The sequence below is a fragment of the Lutimaribacter marinistellae genome (assembly GCF_042648365.1).
Lineage (GTDB): Bacteria > Pseudomonadota > Alphaproteobacteria > Rhodobacterales > Rhodobacteraceae > Lutimaribacter_A > Lutimaribacter_A marinistellae.
Map to the genome: position 1 here is coordinate 188,335 of NZ_JBHRXI010000006.1, position 21,433 is coordinate 209,767.

The window sequence follows — 21,433 nt, forward strand, 5'->3', positions numbered from 1 at the left end:
GCTCTGGTCTTTTGTGGTCTTCACGCCTCATCTGCCGGTTCCTGCACGTTCAGCCGCGCCACGCCAGCAGGCGCTTTTCAGCCTGACCGATTCCCCAGCTGACCAGAACGCCCAATGTCGACAGGATCACCACCCCGGCGAAAAGCCGCTCAAGATCGTACAGGCTGCCGGCTTGGAGGATGTAGGCGCCAATGCCATGCTCGGCCCCCAGCATCTCGGCCGCGACGAGCAGGATGATCCCTATGGCAAGGCTGACACGCAGCCCCGACAGGATACCGGGCAAGGCCCCGGGCAGCACGATCTTGCGCACGATCGAGGCCCAGGAGAGGCCAAAGCTCTGCCCCATCCGTACCAACCCGCGGTCGACGTTGTCCACGGCGCCAAAGGTGGCGACCACCGTAGGAGTGAAGGTCCCCAGCGCGATGAGCGCGTATTTCGACCCTTCGTCGATACCGAACCAGATCACGAATAGCGGCAGCAGGGCGATCTTGGGAATCGGAAAGATCGCGGCGACCAGCGGCACCAGCCCCGCCCGCACATAAGAAAAGAGCCCGATCATCACGCCAATGGCAACGCCCGCGCTGATGCCCATCAGGCTGCCCACGACAAGGCGTGAGACCGAAGGCGCAAGATGGGTCCAGAGCATACCGGATTCGGCAAGGTCCCACAGGGTGAGAGCAACATCCGAGGGTCGGGGCAGGGTCAGGTTGGAAATCCAGCCCGCCCGCGTGCCCCATTCGATGAACGAGAGGAGCAGAACGAACACGACTATGCCGGTGCCGCGCTTGGCCACCGGGGAAAAGCCGCCGCCGCGAAAGGGAACCGGACGGGCGCCGTCAGACATTCATAAGCTCCTGATCGGCGGCCTGCGCTTCTTCGCGCATCATCTGCCAAAGTTGCGCCTGAAGACGGTCAAGCTGGGGATCACCTGTCTGGCGCTTGGCCAGCGGCACCGGAATCTCGATCACCTCGCGCACCCGACCGGGGCGGCGGGACAGAACCGCGATGCGATGTCCGAGCCTTACCGCTTCGGCAAGGTTGTGGGTCACGTAAACGGCGGTGAAAGGTTGCCGCGCCCACAGGGTGACCAGATCCTCCATCAGCAACTCGCGCGTTTGCGCGTCGAGCGCCGAAAGCGGCTCGTCAAGCAGCATCACGGCAGGATTCACGGCCAAGGCACGCGCGATGGCAACACGCTGGCGCATGCCGCCTGACAATTGCCGGGGCAGCGCATTGTGAAAGTCCGACAGTTTCGTGCGGGCCAGCACATCTCCTATGATATCGTCGCGCTGCGCCTGCGAGAGCTCGTGATCCTCGAGCGCCAGCGACACGTTCCCGGCAACGCTGCGCCACGGCAGCAGGGCGAAATCCTGGAACACGAAGGTCAGCGGGTTCAGGCAGTCCGCGGGCGGCTCCCCAAATTGAAGCACCCTGCCCTGCCCGGGCCGCTCCAACCCGCCCAGTATGCGCAAGAGCGTGGACTTGCCACAGCCCGAAGGCCCGATCACGCACAGGATTTCGCCCGCCGGAATGGCAAGCGAGATATCTTCCAGCACCACCATGTCGCCATAGTGATGGGTCAGCGCCTCGGTTCTCAGTTCCATGAAGAATGGGTGGTCCCGGACGGGCGCACGGCCCGCCCGGTCGGCTTACATGGTATCGACATACGAGCTGTCGACAAGCGTTTCGGTCGTGATCTCGTCCTTGATCAGCCCCTCGGACTTGAACCATCCCAGCTGGTCCTCGACCGATCCCATGTTCAGCGCGGCATTCGCGTTGATGCGCATCGCACCGTTGCGGATCGAGGGTGCCGCCTTTTCGTATTCGCGGTCGGTATAGACGTATTTGTGAATAAGCTTGACCATGTCCTCGGCCGCCTCGTCACCGGCGGTCTTGTCCACCAGCGCCGCATTGAAATCGGCCGCCCCGCGCGAGAAGGCCCGCAAGAAAGCTTCGGACTTGGCGCGTTCGTTTGCGGCATTCTCGGCCGAGGTAAAGACGGTGGTAACCTGATAATCGGGGATGTAATCGGCCACTTGGCCGATGGTCTGCACCGCCCCGGCCCCTGCAAGCGCCTTGGCGATATGGGGTACGATGGACCATGCATCGACCTGGCCCGACTTCATCGCGCCGATGATCGCCCCCACCTTCTGCAAGGGTTTGAACGAGACCGAGGCCCCCTCGGCACCGGCGATTTTCGAGCCCATGTAGTGGAAGGATGAACCCGGTTGCGTCACGGCGAATGTCTTGCCGTCAAGCTGCGCAGGGCTTGTCAGGCCGGCCTCGTAAGCGGCATTCGATGCCAGGATCATCTGCCCGTCGATACCCTTTTCCTCGCTGAGCGCGCCGCCAATCACCTTGGTCGCGCCCTTTTCCGCAAGGCTGATCAAGCCACCCGTTATGGCAGTCACGGCATAATCGGCATCTCCGCTGGCAATGGCGACCGCCATCGGCTGCGCCGCCTCGAAGAACCGGAACTCAACATCAAGCCCCTCATCGGTGAAATAGCCGCGCTCGAACGCGACGAAGGACGCCGCATGGCTGGTGAAGCGCAATGCGCCCACGGTCAATTTCGTATTGGCCAGCGCGGGCGTTCCCAGCATCGGCAAGCTTGCCGCGCCTCCCATCAATCCGAGCGCGCCGCGCCGTGTGAAACCGGTCATCTAGGTTCCTCCCCTGTTGTCGGGGGCAGGTTAGGCCAGCCGCGACGGCACATGCAATCCGCGATTGGCTCAACTCACCAGCAACCGCAGCCCCTGTGTGACGTCCGAGCGTACGGCAAGGCGCAGGCCCGGCTCGTCGCCCGCCTTGAGCGCCGCGATTATCAGCTTGTGGTGATGCGGCGGATCGGTTCGGCGCAACCGGCCATAAAGCGCGCGCATCGTTGGCCCGAGCTGCAACCAGACCGTTTCGGCCATGGCCAGCATCGCCGGGGCCTGCGCCCGCAAGTAAAGCGTCCGGTGGAATTCGAGGTTCGCACGAATGTATCCCACAGCGTCCCGCTTGGTCACCATCTCGGCGACGGTCATGTTGATGACCTGCAACCGGTCGATCAGCGCGATATGCGCCCGCGGCAGGGCGCGACTGGCCAGTTCGACCTCGAGCAGCGCACGCAGGGCCGCCAGTTCCTCGATCCGGTCATTGCTCAGCTCCGGGGTCGAGACACGACCCGAGGAGGACAGGAACAACGCGCCCTCGGCCACCAGTCTGCGCACGGCTTCGCGCGCAGGGGTCATCGACACGTCGAAATCCTTGCCAATGCCCCTCAGGGTCAGCGCCGCTCCCGGCGCGATCTCTCCGTGCATGATCCGGGTGCGGAGCGTGCGATAGACCCGGTCGTGGGTCGCAGGAGTTGCAGGGGCGGCATCGCCGGGGCGCGTGGTCAGCATGAAACCTATGTGATCACAAATCGCCGCACGGTCAATCCGCCACGTCGAAACGATAGCGGTGCAGCGCACTGCCTTCGGCCCGCAACCAGGCCCGCTGCGCACCATAGGGTCCGTGAATACGCTCAACCTGCGCCCAGAAGCGCGGCGAATGGTTCATCTCGGCCAGATGCGCGACCTCATGCGCCGCGACATAGGCCAAGACATCGGGCGGCGCGAGGATCAGCCGCCATGAGAACATCAGCGCGCCCTCGGACGAGCACGACCCCCAGCGCGAGCGCGTATCGCGGAGCGTGATCCGCGCGTAGGATAAGCCCAGCCGCACGGAATAAAGGTCGCAAGCCGCAACCAGCCTGTCGCGCGCCAGTTCCCGCAGGAACCGTTCCAGCCGCCGCGCCGCACCTGCCACGGGGACGGCGATCTCGTCTTGGCCCAGCGTGATCCGCCGCCCCGATGTGGCCACGATTCGGCGTTCTACCCCTTCGACCGGGACGGAACCGCCCGGCCCGACCGCCGCGACAGGCGGCCGCGCGCCAAGGTGGTGGCGGATCCACTCCTCTTTCTCGCGCGCGAACTTCAGCGCGTCGCGCTCGGCCACGTAGGGCGGCAACGTCAGCGTAACCCGTCCATCGACCTGAGAAATCCGCAAGGAGATACGCCGCGCGCGGGCGGTCCGGCGCAGTGTGATCGCAACCAGCGGGTTGCCGTTGAGATAACGCGTTCCCATATGCGGGTTACACCCCGGGCCAAAAGTTTTGACAGCACCCTGCGCTTGTGGCAGGTGACCGGAATCGTCGACACGACTCAGCAGATATCAAGGGGATTTCTTATGCCCAAGGAAGAATGGGGCGTAAAGCGCGTTTGCCCGACCACAGGCAAGCGGTTCTACGACCTGAACAAGGACCCGATCGTCAGCCCCTACACGGGAGAGATCGTGGAATTCGAGAACGGCAAGAGCCGTATGATCGCCGCCGATAACGAGGACGCGGCGACCGCAAAATCGCGGGAATCGACCGAGAGCGACGACATCGTCCTGGATGATGACGATGACGTGGATGTCGATCTGGGCGATGATGTTCTGGACGATGACGATGACGAAGACAACGTCTCGCTCGACGAGATCACCGATGTCTCGTCCGAGGACGACGATTCCTGATACCCGCCGCGGGCGCCCCGGCGCCCGCCTCCGAACCGGCCGCGGAAAAAATCGCAAGCCTCCGCTTTTTGCCCTTGCACTCGCCGCCGCCGTTTCATAATTGTCCGCCACCGCAGCGACGACAGCCGTTTTAGCGGTCCGGGGCCTTAGCTCAGTTGGGAGAGCGCTTGCATGGCATGCAAGAGGTCAGGGGTTCGACTCCCCTAGGCTCCACCAAATCATTCAAGTTAAACAAAATAGCTTAACATCGGAATGGTGTGACACACAGGTGTGACACAGGATGAAGCCTCCTGCTTATCCCAACCGGTCAAGACACGGCATCTTTTTCTTCCGCTGGCCAATACCAAATTCTGATCGGGCTGCAGGCAAGTCTTTGCACGAGATACCCGAGCGCCTCAATCGGGTAGGCGTAGAGACAGCCAGAGGAGGCCGCTGGCAGGCCTTACAGATAAATCGGGCCACGCGCCCGCGCAGCTGAACGCAGGATAGCGTCTGTACGGCGCTCTCAGAAGCATTTTGAGGGTGTTGTTGCGCAACTCGCACTTGAGACGTGATGGCCCCATACCCCACTGACGTCATGGGATGCGGCCAATCTCGGCGGTGCCGAGGGTGTTGAAGCGGTTCATAAGGGCGACGCTGATATGGATTTCTGCGGTCTGGCGGTCGGCGTCTCTTGCCATGATGCGCTCGCCGAAGGCTTTCAGGCAGCGCATCCTTGCCTCGATGCGGCTGCGGGCGTGGTATTCCGTCCAGCGTTTCCAGAAGGCCCTGCCGTAGTATCGCGTCGCACGCGGGTTTCGTTTCGGGCGCGTGCCGGCGGGCAGTCATCTTTCCATAGCCGCCCGTTCTTGCGGATCGGAATGATCGGAATACCTTTGAGGCCTGCATGGAAGAGGCAGGCTACGCGAATGACGTGCGAGCTGGAATGATGGGACACTCCGTTAAAATTCACGCGGCGCGAAGTGAATCTCCCCTTCGCGCAGACCGGCGGCCAGCTGCTATCCCATCTCATCAGCCGCCTCTACGAGCGAACCTCGATCATAGTGACGACCAATCTCGACTTCGGGGAATGGCCTTCGGTCTTTGGCGACGCGAAAATGACTACTGCGCTGCTAGACCGCCTGACCCATCACTGCGACATCGTTGCAACCGGCAACGAAAGTTGGCGCTTCAAGACCCGAGAATGACCGGCACCCACGCTGGCTCGATACAGCTGCGCTGTATGGGGGCTACATCGCATCGGGCCAGCTAGCCTCTCATCGTGCGTCAATCCACGCCTGGACAACCGTTGCGCGCCAGCCGACTGCACGTTTGCTGAGCTTGATCGAAGCCGGAAATGTCCCCTCGCTCATCATGGCATAGAGGGTGCTGCGCGAAAGTCCTGTCAGGGCCATCACGTCTTTACATCTCAATATTCGATCAGGATTTGTCATAACCATTTACTTGGTTTCGTTCATGAAAAACAGGAGGAGATGCTCAGACCTGATGCGTGTCGCCTCCCGCCGGGCGGGGCGTTCCTTGCGGAACAGGAAACGACACATCGTCATCGTTATGATGGCAGGACACTAACTGTGCAATTTACGTCCTACAAGCCACTTTCGTGATCTTTGGACCAAAATAGAACATCTTGAGTCCTAGGGTGTCGTATGACGTGCGCTGCCGTCAGCAAGTTTCTGTAAATACTCGCCCCACCACGAAGCAATTCGGACCCTTTCATCCCAATGAGTGCTCCGCGCATAGGCTTTCCGAATCTCATTCCTTTCCACGTGAGCAAGTGCACGTTCGATTGCATCTGCACTCCATAGGCCAGATTCGTTCGCCAAGGTGGAAAATGTCGCACGGAACCCGTGAGCGGTCATGTCCTCGCCGCTATACCCCATACGACGCAGCGCTGCGTTTAACGTATTCTCACTCATGCATCGCTTCGAAGATTCGGATGGAGGGAAACAACAACCGCCCCCAGCCCGTCAGCTCCTGAAGCTCGCTTAACTTGCCCAGCGCCTGAGAGCACAAAGGCACCGTATGAGCGCGTCGCATTTTAGCGCGGTGTCCCGGGACCGTGCAAGTTGCCTTATCCAGATCGATCTCCTCCCACTCTGCCATGCGCAGTTCGCCTGGCCGTAAGGCGGTCATTGCCAAAAGCTGAGGCGCAATTCGGGTAGTCGGTTGTCCGTCAAAGCCCTCGATAGCGCGCATTAGGCCACCCACCCGCTCGGGGTGAATGAGGGCAGACCGATGGGTTACAGGGGCTCGTGTCAACGCATCCTTGAGGCCAAAAGTCGGATCGTTTTCGATTAAGCCCTGCGAAATAGCATATCGAAATATCTGGCCAGCGGCTGACCGCATACGTAGCGCGGTTTCGTTGCGCCCCTTTGCTTCCATCTTTTTCAGAGGTACGAGAACGTCCCGCGCGCTAATCTGGCTGATAGGATAGCTGCCCAGATCCGCACATGGGAGGGCGTGGAGCCATTCTGTTTTCGCCAAGGTCGAGGCGGCTTTGCCTTCCAAGTGCTATTTCTCCAAAAGGGCATCGGCAAGCTTGCTGAATGTTGCCCGCTGCTCCGCTTCCATTGTGGCCTGCTCTTTCTTGCGCTCGAAGGAAGGATCCCGACCCTCGGTAAGCATCTTGCGCGCCTTGTCTCGCTTATCCCGAGCTTGTTTGAGGCTCAAATCCGGGCACTTCCCAAAGGAGACCAATTTCTCCTTCCCCGCCCAGCGATATTTGAACCGCCAAAGTTTCGGCCCGCCGGGATTGACCAGCACAAACAACCCATCGAAGTCCGCTTGTTTATAGGGCCTTTCTTTTGGTTTCAGCGCACGGAACTTGGCATCGCTCAACACAGGCATCTGGGGGTACCCTTATTTCAAGACTTCGGCGGTACCCCTACACATACCCCCATTCGGGGTAGATTGAGCGGTGTCGCTTCGGACAACGTCGGACGATAGGTCCAACATTTTCGACAAAATTCAGGCTATTAGAAGAGGCTTCAAACCACAACTGTAAGTGATTGTGGTGTCCGGGGGCGGAATCGGAACACTACGTGATTAATTTCTTAGTCATTGTTTTTAATAAACATTTTTTATTGGCAAAACACTTGTTGTGTAGCAAATTGTGTAGCAACTTAAAGCGATTATGGCAGGCCTTATCAAGCGCAATGGAACTTGGCATCTAAGGATGCGTGTACCGGTTCGCTACAGTTCGGTGGAGCACCGAAAGGAGCTACACCGCAGCTTGAAGACCGGCGATCGAAAACAGGCTGAAGCCCGACGCGCGATAGTCGAAGCACAGATATTGGACGAGCTGGACGCACGGCTTGCTGTTCAGGGGCCGAGCGACAGAGAATCTCGGTTTGAAGCCATTGCAAAGCTATCGAGCAACCGCGGGTATGCATACAAAACGGCAGGGGAGCTTGCAGGCGGGCCGATTGAAGACGTGCTGGGCAGAGTAACGAAGCTGATCGCTTCCGGGGATGAACCTGGATCATTAGCATCCCAAGCCTTGCTTGGCGCCGTAGAACGGCCACGCCTCACGCTGACCGCGGTTGCGGAAAGTATGGCCGAACGGTTCGAAGAAGAGGTCAAGTATAAGACCCCCAAGCAAAGAGATACATGGGGTGCGAGGTGGACGCGGCCAGCATCGAAATTGGTTTCTTTTTTGGGCTATGACCCTGTGCTCGAAGAGTTGCAGAGGCAAGAAGCACTCAGTTTCGTCGGCAGTCTCAAAAAGCAGGTCCTAGAAGGAAATTTAAAGGGCGGATCCGCGAAGAAGGACATCCAAAACCTCAACCTGCTTTGGAAGAAGTACCACCTTTCAATCGGAGTAGATGAGACCGAGATTCCTCGTTCCCCCTTCAGAGGTCTTGGCGCAGGCCTCGATCGCAACGACACTGAAGGGCGCAAGAAAGAAGTCCCCATCGAGTACATTAATCGCATAGTCGCACCCGGCGCACTTGGCGCACTGAACCAAGACCTTGCGGACATCATACTGGTTCTTGTGGAGACCGGTTGCCGCCAGAATGAGGTAACCGACATACCGCCGGACTCAATTTTCTTGGACCACGTCATACCCCATATTTGGGTACGACATGAGACAGGCGACAATGCTCGAGAAGTGAAGAATAAAGTCACCAGCCGTCCCGTGCCACTCGTGGGAGTGGCGCTGCAGGCAATGAAAAGGCATCCTTCAGGCTTTCCGCGATATCGCGGCAAGGGCACTTTCTCAGGCTCGGCAAACTTGAGATTGAAACAGTTGGCACTGCTTCCCGAAGGGGTAACAATAGGCGGCCTACGGCATTCATTTGAAACGCGCCTAAAGAACGCTGGGGTTCATAGTGATGACAGAGGAGAGCTAATGGGACATAGCGTTAGGCGAATTAGAGGGCGCGAGCATTATGGGGATCAAATGTCTCTCGAGCGTAGGCTACAATTCCACCAATTAATTGAACTGCAGCCTAAGAATGAAAACATTCACTATTTAGATCGCAATCAATTGTAATAAGCTGACCAGTCGGCAGTTGCTGAATGACCGCACCAAGTCTCGTTTTAATAGGTGTCTTTATTCTTTTTCCAAAATGCCAAAGCAATCATTTGCAAAACTCATATGCTTGCCATCCGATCGCAAAGTCACTTCAATAACATTGCTGTACTGGGCGGGATGTGGTCAAGTGCGATGCTAGCTGCCGGAGCAACAGAGTGGTGTTCATTTGATTGATGTTGAACAGAAATTCGCCGAGCAGGGACTGCGGGTTCGCCTAAAATCCGACCCCACGCGCATGGCAATCACTACCGGCAAGATCCGCAACGCGGGTCCCTTTGTCTTGGCGCAAATTGAGTTCGGCCCGAATGAAAGACCCTACAAGCGGATCGAAGAACTGGAGATCGTTTCCGACGATCCCGAAGAGCTTGAAGAGCTACTCGCAGGGCGGAAATGGGCGGGCCCAGACGCTCTCCGACGCTCGTTGGCCGTCGAGAAGATTCGCGGCCAGTTGACCGACGTTTTCTACTCTATGGAGTCGAGCCGCACCGATTTCTTCCCGCACCAATTCAAGCCGGTGATGAAATTCGTGGAGTCACCTACGGGACGCATTCTGATCGCCGACGAAGTCGGGCTCGGCAAAACCATTGAAGCAATCTATCTGTGGCGCGAGGTCGAAGCGCGCGAGCGCGCGAAGCGACTTCTCGTTGTGTGCCCATCAATGCTGCGTGAAAAATGGCGCGCCGACATGGACCGGCTGTTCTCGCTCGAGGCCGAGATCGTCGACGCTAAGGCTCTGTGTGAGCGACTACTGAAGGCCCGTGCCGCACCCGATCGAACGAGCTTCACCTTGATCGCAAGTTTCGATGCCGCTCGTCCACCCAGAGACTATCTCGAAGACCACGTCACCGGACCGCGAGCCGACATAGCACGCCTGCTCCATGAGGTTTCATCTGAAGGCGACGAACCGCTCCTCGACCTCGTGGTGGTCGATGAAGCGCACTATATGCGCAACGCCAATACCCTAATCTACCGTCTCGGACTTCTCCTCGGAGATGCGTCTCGGCACCTAGCGCTGCTCACAGCGACACCGATCCAGATCGGGTCAGAAAACCTATACAATCTCATGCGCCTCCTGGATCAGGACGTCTTCGAGGACATCCGTCAATTCGACGCCATGCTCGAAGCAAACGCTCCCATCGTGGAAGCCCAACGCGCCGTCTGGACAATACCACCCGACCCGAAGCGAGCCGCTGACGCTCTGCGCCACGCAGCAACGAACGAATACTTCGCGTCCGACCCTGCCCTTCCCGCTCTCGTCGATGAGCTCAACGCGACCAACGATCTGACGCCGGTCCGCCGCGTGGAAATGGGCCGCAAGCTAGAGGCGCGGTCACTCATCGCTCCGTATATGACGCGCAGCAGAAAGCGCGAAGTTATCGAAAAACGGGTGGAGCGCACGCCTCAGGTTTTGACCGTCGAGTTCAACGAGGACGAGCGCCGCACGTACCAGAGGATCACGGAGAACCTGAGGGAACAGTCTCAAGGATTACAGGGCGTCTCCGTCTTCGCCCTGATCGCGCGCCAGCGTCAGATGGCCAGCTCTCTGCCGGCCGCCCTTCATTCCTGGCACGACAAAGGCATTCTCGCGGATCTCGCATGGGAGGACGTCGGGCGTGAGGTCGAGGGCCTGACAGAAGTAGAAGTGGAACTGCCGGCCATCGATCTCGATTTGGCGCATCTTCTCGAAGAGACCGACAGCAAGTATCTCAAACTCAGAGAGTTTTTGAGATCTCTGATCATCAATGATCCCTATGAAAAGGTCATCGTTTTCGCCTTCTTTCGAGGGACGCTGAAGTATCTCGAGCGTCGGCTCCAGGCCGATGGTTTCGAGACCGCGCTCATAATGGGGGGCGGTTCGCGATCGAAGTCCGAACGGAGCGAGACGCTCGCGAACTTCGCCGATCCGGAAGGACCGTCGATATTGTTGTCCTCCGAGGTCGGAAGTGAGGGTATTGATTTGCAGTTCTGCCGGGTCGTCGTGAACTACGATCTTCCGTGGAATCCAATGCGGGTCGAACAGCGCATCGGGCGTATCGACCGACTTGGCCAGAAAGCTGAGCGCATCTCGATTGTCAGTTTCGCCGTCGTGAACACGGTGGAGGACCGCATCCTGATGCGCCTCTACGAACGGATCGCCTTGTTCCAGCAGACGATCGGCGATCTCGAAGGCATCCTCGGAGACATGAGCGACGCCCTGCTCGAACGGATCTTCGACCCCAAACTGACGGACGAGGAACGAGAGCGCATCGCCGATGTTTCGATCATGGCCATCGAGAACAGTCGCCTGGAACAAGAGAACCTCGAAGCAAAAGCAGTCAATTTGATAGGGTTCTCAGACTACTTGATGGACACCATCAAGGAAGCCCGCAACATGGGCCGATGGTTGTCGCCTGAGGAAACCGTTGCCTTCGTCGACGACTTCTTCAAGCGGTACTACCCTGGAACCAGCCTCGAACCGAAGAGCGATGCCCCGAACGCCTTGAACGTGGGCCTCTCGTCGGATGCACGGCTCGCTCTGGCGGCCTACGCCGAGCGTATGAAGGGTGGGCGTCGGTCGACCCTGGAGACGTCGACACGTCCGGTCCTCTGTTTCTTCGACCCGAGGCGATCGGGAGCTCTTCCGCGTGGCAGTGAGCTCATCGATCCCATGCATCCACTGCTGCGCTGGATTGAGGCTGAGATGTCGAGCAAGAGCATCGACTTCGTCCCGCCACTTGCCCTCGTAGTCGCCCAGCAGAACGTCGACTGCGCGCCGGGTCTCTATGCTTTTGCGAGCCAGAAATGGGAGCTGCGAGGAATACGTACCGAAGTGGTTGTCACGCATCGGGCGACGCGCGTCACCGACGAGCGATCTCTCGATACCCTGGATGCGGAGCGGCTCGTCGTGGCTGCCTCAAGACTGGGTCGCAAATTGCCGTTCGGTCGCCTCGACGACACGGCGTTGGATCAAGCGCTTTCAGCATATCGAATGACCTCACGGCTGCTGACCGAGGATTTCGGAGAACGGGCCACGGAGTTCGATTTGGAGAACGAACGGCGGTGCGCTCAGCAGCGCACGAGCGCACGACGGCTCGCTGAGCGAAAGATCGGTGAGCTTCGCGAACGAGCCGCGCGCATGGAGGCTCAAGGAAAGGAACGAGGCGCCCGATTGGCGCGAGATCAGATCAGAAAACAAGAAGAGATCCTTGAGACGAAACTCGACCGAATCCAACGAAGAAGCAACGTTGACATCGGCTATTCCGACGTCGCCGGTGGTTTCGTTCTCGTCGAAAGCTGAGGAAAGCAGTTGCCAGGAGAAATCTATATAAATCTCGGTATCGATTTCGGCACACGCTTCACGAAGGTCTGTGCGCGTTCCGAAGGTGTTGGCGCGACCATCGTTGACTATTTCGACGACGGGTTGGATGGAGCTCTAGTACCCTCTGTCGTCTCGGTGGATGACAATGGTCACTTGTCCGTCCCTGATGCAGGGTCACCTTCGAACCCAGAAAACTTCGTCGCCTATCTCAAGATGGCGCTCGCCGATCGTGGACAGTTGGGCCTCAACGTCCGTCCTGAGTTGCTCGGCGAGCACTCCGAAGAGCTCGCAGAACCTCTCTCCGCCTTCTTCTTGGCGACGGTCATGGCGCGAGCCAAGCAATGGGTGAGATCGGCTTGGAGTGAGCACATCGGTGACCGCGAGGTGGTCTGGTCAGCCAATGTGGGGCTTCCCGTGGAATACGTCGACTCGGACGTTGCCCCAAAGTTTCAGGAAGTCATTGCGGTGGCTTGGGAATGGGCCGAACGCGGCGCGCCGACAGGCCAAATCCGAGATGTCTTGGAAGGCTACGCGCGTACTGCGGCGCGTGAACACCCGCAGAAAAGCTACTGCCAGACCTATCCCGAGATTGCCGCCGCCGTCTTGTCGTTTGCAGCGCGCCGAAATGCGAAGCCCGGGGTCTACGTCTACTTCGACATCGGCGGAGGGACCGTGGACGGCGTCGTCTTCAACCTTCTTCGTCCAGCCGGAGAAGTCCGGATCAATTTCTATTCGGGGCACGTGGAGTCCTTGGGAGCAGACTGGATCTCTGAGGACGTTTGTCGCCGTCTCAGGGAAGACGATGGAAACGAGCATGATCCGGAGTCGGTAAAGCGCGTCCTTCTCAATGAAGCCTCCGAGGAGGTCGACGCAGCCTTTGCCACCTATTCCAAAGAGATATCGAAGCTTGTCGGACGGGTCGTCTATGAAGGACAACGCACGGACGGTCGCGATTGGCGAAAAGTCCAATTCCAAGCGGGTTTGGTACATCGCACGTTGAGACGACATTGGAACGACGACAAGTTGACCCCTTTGCGTATGTTCGTTGGAGGGGGCGGAAACAGATCGCCCTTCTATCAGAGGTCCCTTTCAAGTGCCTACGAGCGCAACACTCTGAGAAGCTATGGAATCCCCCCTTTTGACCTCGTCGAAGTGCCAGCTCCACCCGACCTCCAGATGCAAAGTGTTGACCCAAACGAGTATCATCGCTTCCTGATCGCATACGGCCTGTCGGTTCCGTTCGGCGAGGGGCCAGACATCGGCCTGCCGAGTCAATTTGAGATCTCGAGACCACCGACCCCCAAACGGACCTTCGGACTGCCGGACTACGCCGATCACAAGGATATTTACGATTGAATCGAAAGGCCCCCCATTGAGTACAGCATCCGTCAAAGCGCTCCCGCATCGCCACGTCTCGATCCGCGTCCCATGGATGGACAATGCCTGGACGGGGCACGTGTGCAACAATCCGATCGGCAACCATGCTTGCATGGCCCTGCGACGGATCTCAGAAGGACGGCGCGACGAATTCGAGCAGAGCGTCGCGGGCAAAGCTTGGTCTGAGCTCGAAGCCCATCAGCTCCCGCCCTGTGCCGACGAACACGGTGCCTTCATGTCGGAACGCGCGTACACGAGGCGATTCAACCATCCCTACGTGGACTTCGAAGAAGCATATTCAGGGTTCCTGCCAACAACGTTCGAGCATCCCGCTTATTCCGCAGCATGTATACCCTATGCATGGATGCTTCGGGAGAAAGTTGAAGGTTCCGAAGATGAGGATGGCCTCGCGGACCGCTTCGGTGTCACGTTCGACGTGAACCGAGAACCCTCTTTGAAGTACGGCAACACCGCCTGGGTCCAAGCTCGCGACAACCAACTCGCCTTATTGGATACCTTCTTCAGCGCCCTCAGGCCAGAGACGTCGCTCTGCTTTTTCTACGCGAAGGCAACACCGCTGAGCGACGACCCTCGTCGGATTATCGTTGGCGTCGGTCGCATCAAACATGTGGGATCACACCATGAGTACAGACACGAGAGCGACAGCCTTCCCTCTTCCGTGATCTGGGAACGAAACGTTCGACACTCCATACGCCCCGATGGAAGAGATGGCTTTCTGTTACCTTATCACAAGCTCCTCGAAATCGCCGATAGAGACGAGGATTTCGATCTGGCAACGCGGATAGCTTTTGCCCCTGAGGAGAGTTTCGACGCATTCAGCTATGGCACCGAACACGTCACTGACGATGAAGCGATCTCCTCACTAATGTCGATCCTTCGCGCCCTTGAGCAGCTCCCGTCCGAGGCCGAATTCGATGTCGCGAGCGCAATCGATTGGGTCAACACGGAACTCAATCGCCTTTGGCGTATGCGTGGTCCCTTCCCAGGTCTCGGTTCGGCTCTGGAGGCCTTTGGCGTCCACCACGGCACGTTGGTGGCCCTCGAGATCGAACGGGCGCTTCGCACCGACGATGGGGAGTGGCGCGAGAACCCCTGGGATCTCGTAGGTGCCGCGCTGGAGAACCCGACCCTCCTACCAAGCGCCGCCCGTCAGTATCTGGGCGTCAGAAAGCTCGCCCTCTACAAGGCTCTCCCCGAAGAACGGCGCACCCTCTTGACGCTTTTGAGCCGGTTTCCACTAACGACGAGGCAAGCGACACGTTTCTTCGAACCTACGGAGCGAAAGGGGTCAGGCATCGAGGCGTCAGACGCCGAGATCGTGGAGAACCCCTACCTCCTGTTCGAAGTCGATAGACGCGCTCCGGACGCAATTCCATTAGCACGTATCGATCGTGGCGTGTTTGCAAGGGAAAACGTTCTTTCGCGCTTTCCACTACCAGGCAGTTCACCCATTGAAGAGCCAGACGACCCTCGCAGAGTTCGCGCAGTGGCGATTGACGTGCTCGAGAGATGCGCGCGCGAAGAGGGCTCGACGCTGCTTCCGAAAGGAGAACTCATCTCCAGGGTCCGCGCCGCACCGGTCGACCCCAAATGCGCCCTCACCACGGACCTTTTCGACTTCACTGAGAGCTTTCTCGAAGGAGAATTGACGAAGTCGGAAGGCGCGGACGGCGAACAAAACTTCCAGCTCGCACGTCTGGCGCGCGTCGGCGACGTCATTCGCCGGTTCGTCGAAAGACGCGCAGCAGGCGCCCGCCACGAAGGTCAGCACAACTGGCGGGCACGCGTCGACCAGGCGATCGAGTCGACCGCCAAACCAAACGACACGCGAGACGAGGCTGGACGAAAGGAAAAAGCGCGAGCACTCGAAGAGCTTCACGCTTCACGCGTCTCTGTCTTGATCGGCCCCGCAGGCTCCGGAAAGACGACTCTCTTGAAGGCATTGTGCGCTCTACCTGAAGTGAGAAGCGGGGGAGTTCTCCTCCTCGCGCCGACGGGGAAGGCGCGCGTGCGCCTCGAACAGGTAACCGGAGAGACAGGCGCTCAGACGATAGCTCAGTTCTTATTGAAGTTTGGACGCTACTCCACCGAAACCGGATCGTATTCTCTCATGGGAACCGATCGCCAGTCGGCCGACCATGCCACGGTGATCATCGACGAGTCGTCGATGCTGACGGAAGAACAGCTCTCGGCGACGATCGACGCGCTGAAGGGCGTGAAGCGTTTCGTGCTGGTCGGCGATACGAGACAGCTTCCTCCAATCGGAGCTGGGCGGCCATTCGTGGACATCGCAGAGTACCTTCGATCGATCGCGAAAGGCTACGCCGAGCTTCGCGTTCAACAACGTCAAGACGCAGGTGAGCGGCGCTTGGACACGCTTCTCGCAAGTTGGTTTACCGATCGCCGTGACGACCCCGAAAGCGATATCGTCTGGGACGAATTGAAGTCCGAGTCGACGGGCGCGGGTGTCGATTTCGTCCGATGGGACACATCAGCCGAACTTCAGGACCGACTGACATCCAAGCTTCAGGAGACCTTTGGCTCTGATCCTGAAGACCCGGTTTGGTTCGAAAAGTCCATCGGTGGCTCGGAGTACAACGGAAGCATCTACTTCCATCCGAGTCGCAAGGGAGAGGACGGTGCGGGGAAGTCGGCCGAGCTATGGCAAATCTTGTCGCCGGTCTGGGGGCGTGACTGGGGTGTCGAAGCCCTTAACGATCACATTCACCGGACGTATCGGGGAGAGGCCATAGAGCGTGCACTGAGCGCGGAACGTTGGCACCAGAAGGTGCCACGACCAGCAGGCCCGCAACGGATCATCTACGGTGACAAGGTGATCAACATTCGAAACGAACGAAAGCGAAGGAACCAAGTCTATCCCGATGGCTCCATCGAATACGTCGCCAATGGCGAGATCGGAAGCGTCGTCGGGACATTCAAAGGAAAGAACTTCAGGGGTGTGCCGAAGCATCTCGAGGTCGAGTTCTCGACACAACCGGGGTTCAAGTACACGTTCTGGCGGGGGACGTTGGACGGCGACGAAGGAACGTCGCCGCTACAGCTCGCCTACGCCATCACCGTCCACAAGTCTCAAGGGAGCGAGTTCTCCCGCGTCTTCCTCGTATTGCCGGCCAAGAGTGCGCTCATGAGCCGGGAATTGCTCTACACCGCTCTCACCCGACATCGCACGGCGCTCACGGTTTTCCATCAGGGTGAAGTTGAAGCTTTGAAGACCTACTCCTCTGCCGAGCATTCGGAAATCGCTCGGCGCCTCACAAATTTGTTCGAAGCCCCCAAGCCCGTCGCAATCACGAGAGGAGAGAAGTCACGGCTCATGGAGGCGAAACTTGTCCATCGCACGTCTACGAACGAGTTCGTACGGTCCAAGAGCGAGGTGATCGTGGCGGACATATTGACGAGCCTCGGCCTCGACTACGCATACGAGAGGCGCTTCGAAGGCATTGACGGTACCGCGAGGTTCCCAGACTTCACGATCGAGGACGATGACACCGGGGAGACGGTCCTAGTCGAGCATTTGGGGATGCTTGCGGATCCTGCCTATGAGCGCGCTTGGCAGCTTAAGCTCGCATGGTATGCCGCAAATGACGTGACGCCGGAAGGTGGAGGGCGCGCGAGGCTCGTCGTCACCGAGGACGGCCGCGACGGATCGATCGACGCCGCCGAGATCAAGCGCCGACTCGAGGAGGTCTTCGGTCGATGACGGAATGGACCCTGAGCCTTCGGAAGAACTTTCAATCTGAGCTCCTGGCATTGCCGCCGAAGGAGAATGCTCAGATTCAGAAGAAACTCAGTCAACTCGTGGAGGACCCACTTCCGGATGCCAAGGTCAAGAAGCAGCTTAAGAACTGGAAGGGCGGAAACGTCTACAGACTGAGAAGCGGCGACTACAGGATATTCTACGCAATCGACGAGCCGTACATCAGCTTGTTGGCACTGCGTCGTCGCAGTGAGGATACCTACGACGAAGAAATCGCAGCAGTGAACTTCGGCGGGCCCGGCGATACCGACCTGGAAATGTCTGGTGTAGACAGTAGATCGAGTGCCGGATATTGGGAGGCCTTCGCTCTCGAACAAAGCAGAGCCGGCCAACGTCGTCTTCCCTCGCCTTTGACGGACAAGTTGCTCGACCGACTGTTCGTCCCCAAAGAGCTTCAAGAACGCCTATTGGACGTACAGACCGAGGAAGAGCTCCTCGATTGTCCTGGCGTAAACGACGAGCTTCTGCTGCGAATCCACGAGGCCATCTTCGAAAAGCCCCTCAGGGAAGTCCTCGATCAGCCAGAATTCGTCGCCGAAAGCGTCGAGGACCTCTTCCGGTTCAAAGCCGGTGATCTTCCTGGCTTCCTGTTGAAGCTGAGCCCAGGGCAGCAAGCCTTGGTCGACTTCAACATTGACGGAACGAAGCCGACTTTGGTCAAGGGCGGTCCGGGAAGCGGAAAGAGTACCGTCGCCCTTTATCGGGCTGCGGAGATCGTCAGGCGCGCAGCGGAGGCCGGAAAGAAAGACGCCCGTGTACTCTTCACGACCTACACGAATGCATTGACCAACGTGTCGACTTCCCTTCTGCGCACGCTACTGCCCGGACACTCTGAGGCTGTGGTCGTAAAGACGGCGGACAGTCTCGTGAAAGAGATCATCGAAGCGGCAGGTCTCCGCTTTGCTCCTGCGAATGAGACACAGATGCGGGACACGCTTCGCCATGCGATGACACGCGCGGCCGTAGGCTCGAACGCACTCGAAAAGCAACGGAACCGCGACGCCCTAACGAGATTTTCGGAGAGCTATTTGCTCGACGAAGTTTGCTCGGTGGTCCTTGCACAGGGCCTTCGAGATCTGGAGAGCTACCTCGATCACCCTCGACATGGACGCAGAGAGCCGTTGTCGACCGTGGAGCGAGAGCTCGTCTGGAGTATCGCGCGAGAATTCTCAGACGCCCTGTCGACCCAAAGTCTCCAGACTTGGAGCGAGCTGCGCGTTGAAGCGGCACGATTAGTCGAAAGCGGACGTGTGCCCCTCTCGTTCGACGCCGTCATCGTGGACGAAGTCCAGGATCTCGAGCCGGCCATGATCGTCCTTCTCTCAAACATCTCCGTAGACCGAAGCAGTCTGTTCTTGACCGCCGACGGTGGGCAGTCGATTTACCGCTCCACATTCGCGTGGACCGAAGTCCTTCGAACCCTGGGCATCGAGGCCAAGATCTCCGATCTACCTGGCAACTATCGCTCGACCGAACAGATCGATGCCGCGGCGAAGAGCTATCTGGGAACCTCCGATTTGCGAACAATCGATGAGCGCTACGCCCACGACGGTCCGATGCCCGTTCACTACATCGTAGACGACGAGGAGTCAGAAGCGCGGGTCGTGTCGCAATTCGTCTCGGGAGCGTCGAGCGTCCTAAGGCTGTCGCAATCATCCTGTGCCATCTTGGTTCCCGCTCGACGTCAGGGCCAAGCGATCGCCGAGCGCCTCCGTTCGACCGGACTACCTGCCGAGTTCAGCACGGGCCGTGACCTCGACATTTCGAGTGATAGCGTGAAGATCCTCCCGTTCCAGTCAGCCAAAGGACTGGAGTTCCCAGTGGTGGTCATTGCCGGACTCTGGCCGCCAACCTTTCCGTTTGTTCCGACCGGTGCCAGCAGCGCCGAGCTGGCCGAACTTGAGGATTTGCAGCGTCGGACACTTTACGTTGCGATGACACGGGCCATGCGTGCCCTAATGGTCGTCCAACCCAGAAGGCAGAGAAGCAAGCTCCTTAGCCCGTTCAAGACTGGTCTCTGGACAGTGAAGACCTGAAGATTCTTGGCATCACCCGCTAGAACCATCTAGCACCAAACCCATAGGCCATGTGGACATCCGCACTGTACGTAGAAGCTACGACCATCTGACTTTGTCGCTCAGAGTACGTGTAGCCACGAATTACTTTGTATGCATCGAGAAGAGCGGAACGACCCGCGATTAAGAATTCTAGAAATATCCCGCATGCGCTACTCGACCTCGTCCAAGCGCGAGGCTGTCTTATCTCGCCAAAAGCACCTCGCCGCCATTCAATCCGAACTCCGCTAAGCGCCCCTCATCGAAGACCGCATCTATGAGGCACAACGTCGGGTTCGAGCTAGCTTCCGTTGCCTGTCGGAGCTTGCCGCGTGACTACCTCAAATGCGTTCAAGGACGTGAGCGCGCCGAGCGTCGGTTCTGAGCCGAGCCCCGAAAGCAGTTCCATTAGATGCAGGCGTCTTATTCGAAAACGCCACAACGTTTTCAGCACGATATTTTGCCGCCATGTATCGGGCTCGTTCAAGCGCATTTTTCTTCTTTTCTGCCACCAGAATCTCCTGCTCCAACCGCTCGAACAGCGGCAAAAGACTTTCGTCGCCCGCCGCAATACAGCGGGCGACATAGTCTTGAGCGTTCTGGAGACGGGCAAGCATTATGCAGCAACATCCTCTGTGGTAGAGGGGCCAAACACAGATACCAGAGTATCGCGCGCTAGGCGGGCACTAGCATCAACCAACTCACCACTGGCGTCTTTGTCTTTGTTGGCACAGAGGCGCGTTTGGAGTTTCATCCGTCCTCCTTCAACAAAGAGCTCAAAGGTGTGGTACGTCTGAATATCCGGCTGCTCCCACACCCAGCAAACTCTGTGGTGCTCCTGGCATGCACAGAGGTCGACCAGAAACACTCCCAGGCCAGCCTCCTGAGCTTCCTGCAGCTTCATCTGCGCAAATAGGCTCAAGTCATAAATCCCATTGGGCATAATCAAATACCTTTCGTTTCTTGCACTGAATGGCTGCTGCGCATTACGCAGCGGCCGGTATTGTCTTTGCATGCAAATGGGCGTGGTCGATGCGCAGGCAGGCTTTCACGAAGTGCTCATGTTCAAGCTCGCAGCCAATGAACTGGTAGCCGTCGGCAACAGCCGCCATGCCTGTGGTGCCCGAACCCATGAATGGGTCCAGAATGACGCCACCCGGCGGGCAGAAGGTGCGGCACAGGCTTCGCATCAATGCGAGAGGTTTCACGGTCGGGTGGTCGTTGGCCTGAACCGCCTGTCCGAAATGGCCGGTCGCCTTCTTCCCGCCCGTCAGCTTCGGGCTCAGCATGTGAAGACCGAGGTTGCGATCGCACTTCTTCGGCTTTTCACAATGGATGATGTTGGACTGCCATGGCGTGCCTTGCCCGGCCTCGCCACACAGGACGCCGCCCGTACCCCATTTCTCCCAGTTCTGGCGAAGCGTCAGGCCCTTTTCCAGAGGCTTGCGCGCAACAATCCAGGGGTCATGGTTCGTCTTCAGACCCGATCGCCATTTTCCCTCGAGCTTCTGCGAGCCGGGGAATGACATCTTGTACGCCCAGATGAGGATATCGCGGATTTCGAATCCAGCCGCTTCCAGCGCCGCTGCCGTCTGGTGACAGTTCTTGGCGGCAGCCGCCGCTACCAGGTAGGCCCCCGGTTTGAGAACTCGCAGGACCTCGCTCCACAGAGCGGCGGCGGGCACGGTGCAGTCCCAACCGGCGCCGAGGTAGCCAAACCCGTAGGGTCAGGACCCATTGATTTCCGCTTGGTAGCGTGATTCACGGTTCGAAAAACGAGCGGTGACCATGTCTGATCTCTTCTGGCTGACGGATGCGCAGATGGC

17 protein-coding genes, 1 tRNA gene and 2 pseudogenes are annotated in these 21,433 nt (G+C 58.6%); 8 read left to right on the top strand and 12 right to left on the bottom strand.

Annotated features, from left to right (window positions below; genetic code table 11):
• Nucleotides 1–49 precede the first annotated feature (49 nt).
• The 5 genes from ACFORG_RS08245 to ACFORG_RS08265 form a co-directional block, all read right to left on the bottom strand.
• Nucleotides 50–844 (bottom strand): ABC transporter permease, encoded by a 795-nt coding sequence (locus tag ACFORG_RS08245; RefSeq protein WP_386734939.1) that lies wholly within the window; start codon nucleotides 842–844, stop codon nucleotides 50–52.
• Entirely contained in the window at nucleotides 837–1,604 is a 768-nt protein-coding gene (locus ACFORG_RS08250; protein WP_386734940.1) for an ABC transporter ATP-binding protein, read from the bottom strand. The genes ACFORG_RS08245 and ACFORG_RS08250 overlap by 8 nt, the downstream gene beginning before the upstream one ends.
• Nucleotides 1,605–1,649: 45 nt before the next feature.
• Nucleotides 1,650–2,663 (bottom strand): ABC transporter substrate-binding protein, encoded by a 1,014-nt coding sequence (locus ACFORG_RS08255; RefSeq protein ID WP_386734941.1) that lies wholly within the window; start codon nucleotides 2,661–2,663, stop codon nucleotides 1,650–1,652.
• A 69-nt stretch (nucleotides 2,664–2,732) separates the two neighbouring features.
• Complete coding sequence (locus tag ACFORG_RS08260) at nucleotides 2,733–3,389, bottom strand: GntR family transcriptional regulator (RefSeq protein ID WP_386734942.1); 657 nt, start codon at nucleotides 3,387–3,389, stop codon at nucleotides 2,733–2,735.
• Nucleotides 3,390–3,420: 31 nt separating this feature from the next.
• Nucleotides 3,421–4,113, bottom strand: a complete 693-nt coding sequence (locus ACFORG_RS08265; RefSeq protein WP_386734943.1) for a M48 family metallopeptidase — start codon at nucleotides 4,111–4,113, stop codon at nucleotides 3,421–3,423.
• Between the two features lie 102 nt (nucleotides 4,114–4,215).
• Between ACFORG_RS08265 and ACFORG_RS08270 the strand changes: the two genes are divergently transcribed.
• Complete coding sequence (locus ACFORG_RS08270; RefSeq protein ID WP_386734944.1) at nucleotides 4,216–4,542, top strand: TIGR02300 family protein; 327 nt, start codon at nucleotides 4,216–4,218, stop codon at nucleotides 4,540–4,542.
• A 140-nt stretch (nucleotides 4,543–4,682) separates the two neighbouring features.
• Nucleotides 4,683–4,758 (top strand) — tRNA-Ala (locus ACFORG_RS08275).
• 359 nt (nucleotides 4,759–5,117) lie between these two features.
• Here the strand turns inward: ACFORG_RS08275 and ACFORG_RS08280 are convergent.
• Nucleotides 5,118–5,416 (bottom strand): annotated as a pseudogene (locus ACFORG_RS08280) (transposase); the annotation flags it as partial.
• Between the two features lie 94 nt (nucleotides 5,417–5,510).
• Here ACFORG_RS08280 and istB point away from each other — a divergent pair.
• Nucleotides 5,511–5,729, top strand: a pseudogene (gene istB, locus ACFORG_RS08285) (IS21-like element ISPkr1 family helper ATPase IstB); the annotation flags it as partial.
• A gap of 69 nt (nucleotides 5,730–5,798) precedes the next feature.
• On the opposite strand, the gene ACFORG_RS08290 reads toward istB, so the two are convergent.
• The 4 genes from ACFORG_RS08290 to ACFORG_RS08305 all read right to left on the bottom strand — a co-directional run bounded on the left by ACFORG_RS08290 (nucleotide 5,799) and on the right by ACFORG_RS08305 (nucleotide 7,389).
• Nucleotides 5,799–5,981, bottom strand: coding sequence for a helix-turn-helix transcriptional regulator (locus ACFORG_RS08290; protein ID WP_386734945.1), 183 nt, complete (start codon nucleotides 5,979–5,981; stop codon nucleotides 5,799–5,801).
• A 195-nt stretch (nucleotides 5,982–6,176) separates the two neighbouring features.
• Nucleotides 6,177–6,458: a tyrosine-type recombinase/integrase gene (locus tag ACFORG_RS08295; RefSeq protein WP_386734946.1), complete on the bottom strand. Its 282-nt coding sequence runs from the start codon at nucleotides 6,456–6,458 to the stop codon at nucleotides 6,177–6,179.
• Entirely contained in the window at nucleotides 6,451–7,050 is a 600-nt protein-coding gene (locus ACFORG_RS08300) for a tyrosine-type recombinase/integrase (RefSeq protein ID WP_386734947.1), read from the bottom strand. Before ACFORG_RS08300 ends, ACFORG_RS08295 begins: the two co-directional genes overlap by 8 nt.
• 3 nt (nucleotides 7,051–7,053) lie before the next feature.
• The gene (locus ACFORG_RS08305; protein WP_386734948.1) at nucleotides 7,054–7,389 is read right to left on the bottom strand and encodes an Arm DNA-binding domain-containing protein; all 336 of its coding nucleotides are present in this window, start codon (nucleotides 7,387–7,389) and stop codon (nucleotides 7,054–7,056) included.
• 286 nt (nucleotides 7,390–7,675) lie between these two features.
• Here ACFORG_RS08305 and ACFORG_RS08310 point away from each other — a divergent pair, with 286 nt between their 5' ends.
• The 5 genes from ACFORG_RS08310 (at nucleotide 7,676) to ACFORG_RS08330 (ending at nucleotide 19,589) form a co-directional block, all read left to right on the top strand.
• A complete protein-coding gene (locus ACFORG_RS08310; protein WP_386734949.1) occupies nucleotides 7,676–9,037 on the top strand; it encodes a DUF6538 domain-containing protein in 1,362 nt (453 codons plus the stop codon).
• Nucleotides 9,038–9,245: 208 nt separating this feature from the next.
• Nucleotides 9,246–12,356: an SNF2-related protein gene (locus tag ACFORG_RS08315; RefSeq protein WP_386734950.1), complete on the top strand. Its 3,111-nt coding sequence runs from the start codon at nucleotides 9,246–9,248 to the stop codon at nucleotides 12,354–12,356.
• A 9-nt stretch (nucleotides 12,357–12,365) separates the two neighbouring features.
• Entirely contained in the window at nucleotides 12,366–13,733 is a 1,368-nt protein-coding gene (locus tag ACFORG_RS08320) for a hypothetical protein (protein WP_386734951.1), read from the top strand.
• 16 nt (nucleotides 13,734–13,749) lie between these two features.
• Complete coding sequence (locus ACFORG_RS08325; protein ID WP_386734953.1) at nucleotides 13,750–17,496, top strand: AAA family ATPase; 3,747 nt, start codon at nucleotides 13,750–13,752, stop codon at nucleotides 17,494–17,496.
• On the top strand, nucleotides 17,493–19,589 hold the full coding sequence (locus tag ACFORG_RS08330) for a 3'-5' exonuclease (protein ID WP_386734954.1): 2,097 nt from the start codon (nucleotides 17,493–17,495) through the stop codon (nucleotides 19,587–19,589). The genes ACFORG_RS08325 and ACFORG_RS08330 overlap by 4 nt, the downstream gene beginning before the upstream one ends.
• Nucleotides 19,590–19,948: 359 nt before the next feature.
• Here the strand turns inward: ACFORG_RS08330 and ACFORG_RS08335 are convergent, their stop codons facing one another.
• Nucleotides 19,949–20,224: a hypothetical protein gene (locus tag ACFORG_RS08335; RefSeq protein WP_386734955.1), complete on the bottom strand. Its 276-nt coding sequence runs from the start codon at nucleotides 20,222–20,224 to the stop codon at nucleotides 19,949–19,951.
• A 369-nt stretch (nucleotides 20,225–20,593) separates the two neighbouring features.
• On the bottom strand, nucleotides 20,594–21,292 hold the full coding sequence (locus ACFORG_RS08340) for a DNA-methyltransferase (protein ID WP_386734956.1): 699 nt from the start codon (nucleotides 21,290–21,292) through the stop codon (nucleotides 20,594–20,596).
• Nucleotides 21,293–21,433 lie beyond the last annotated feature (141 nt).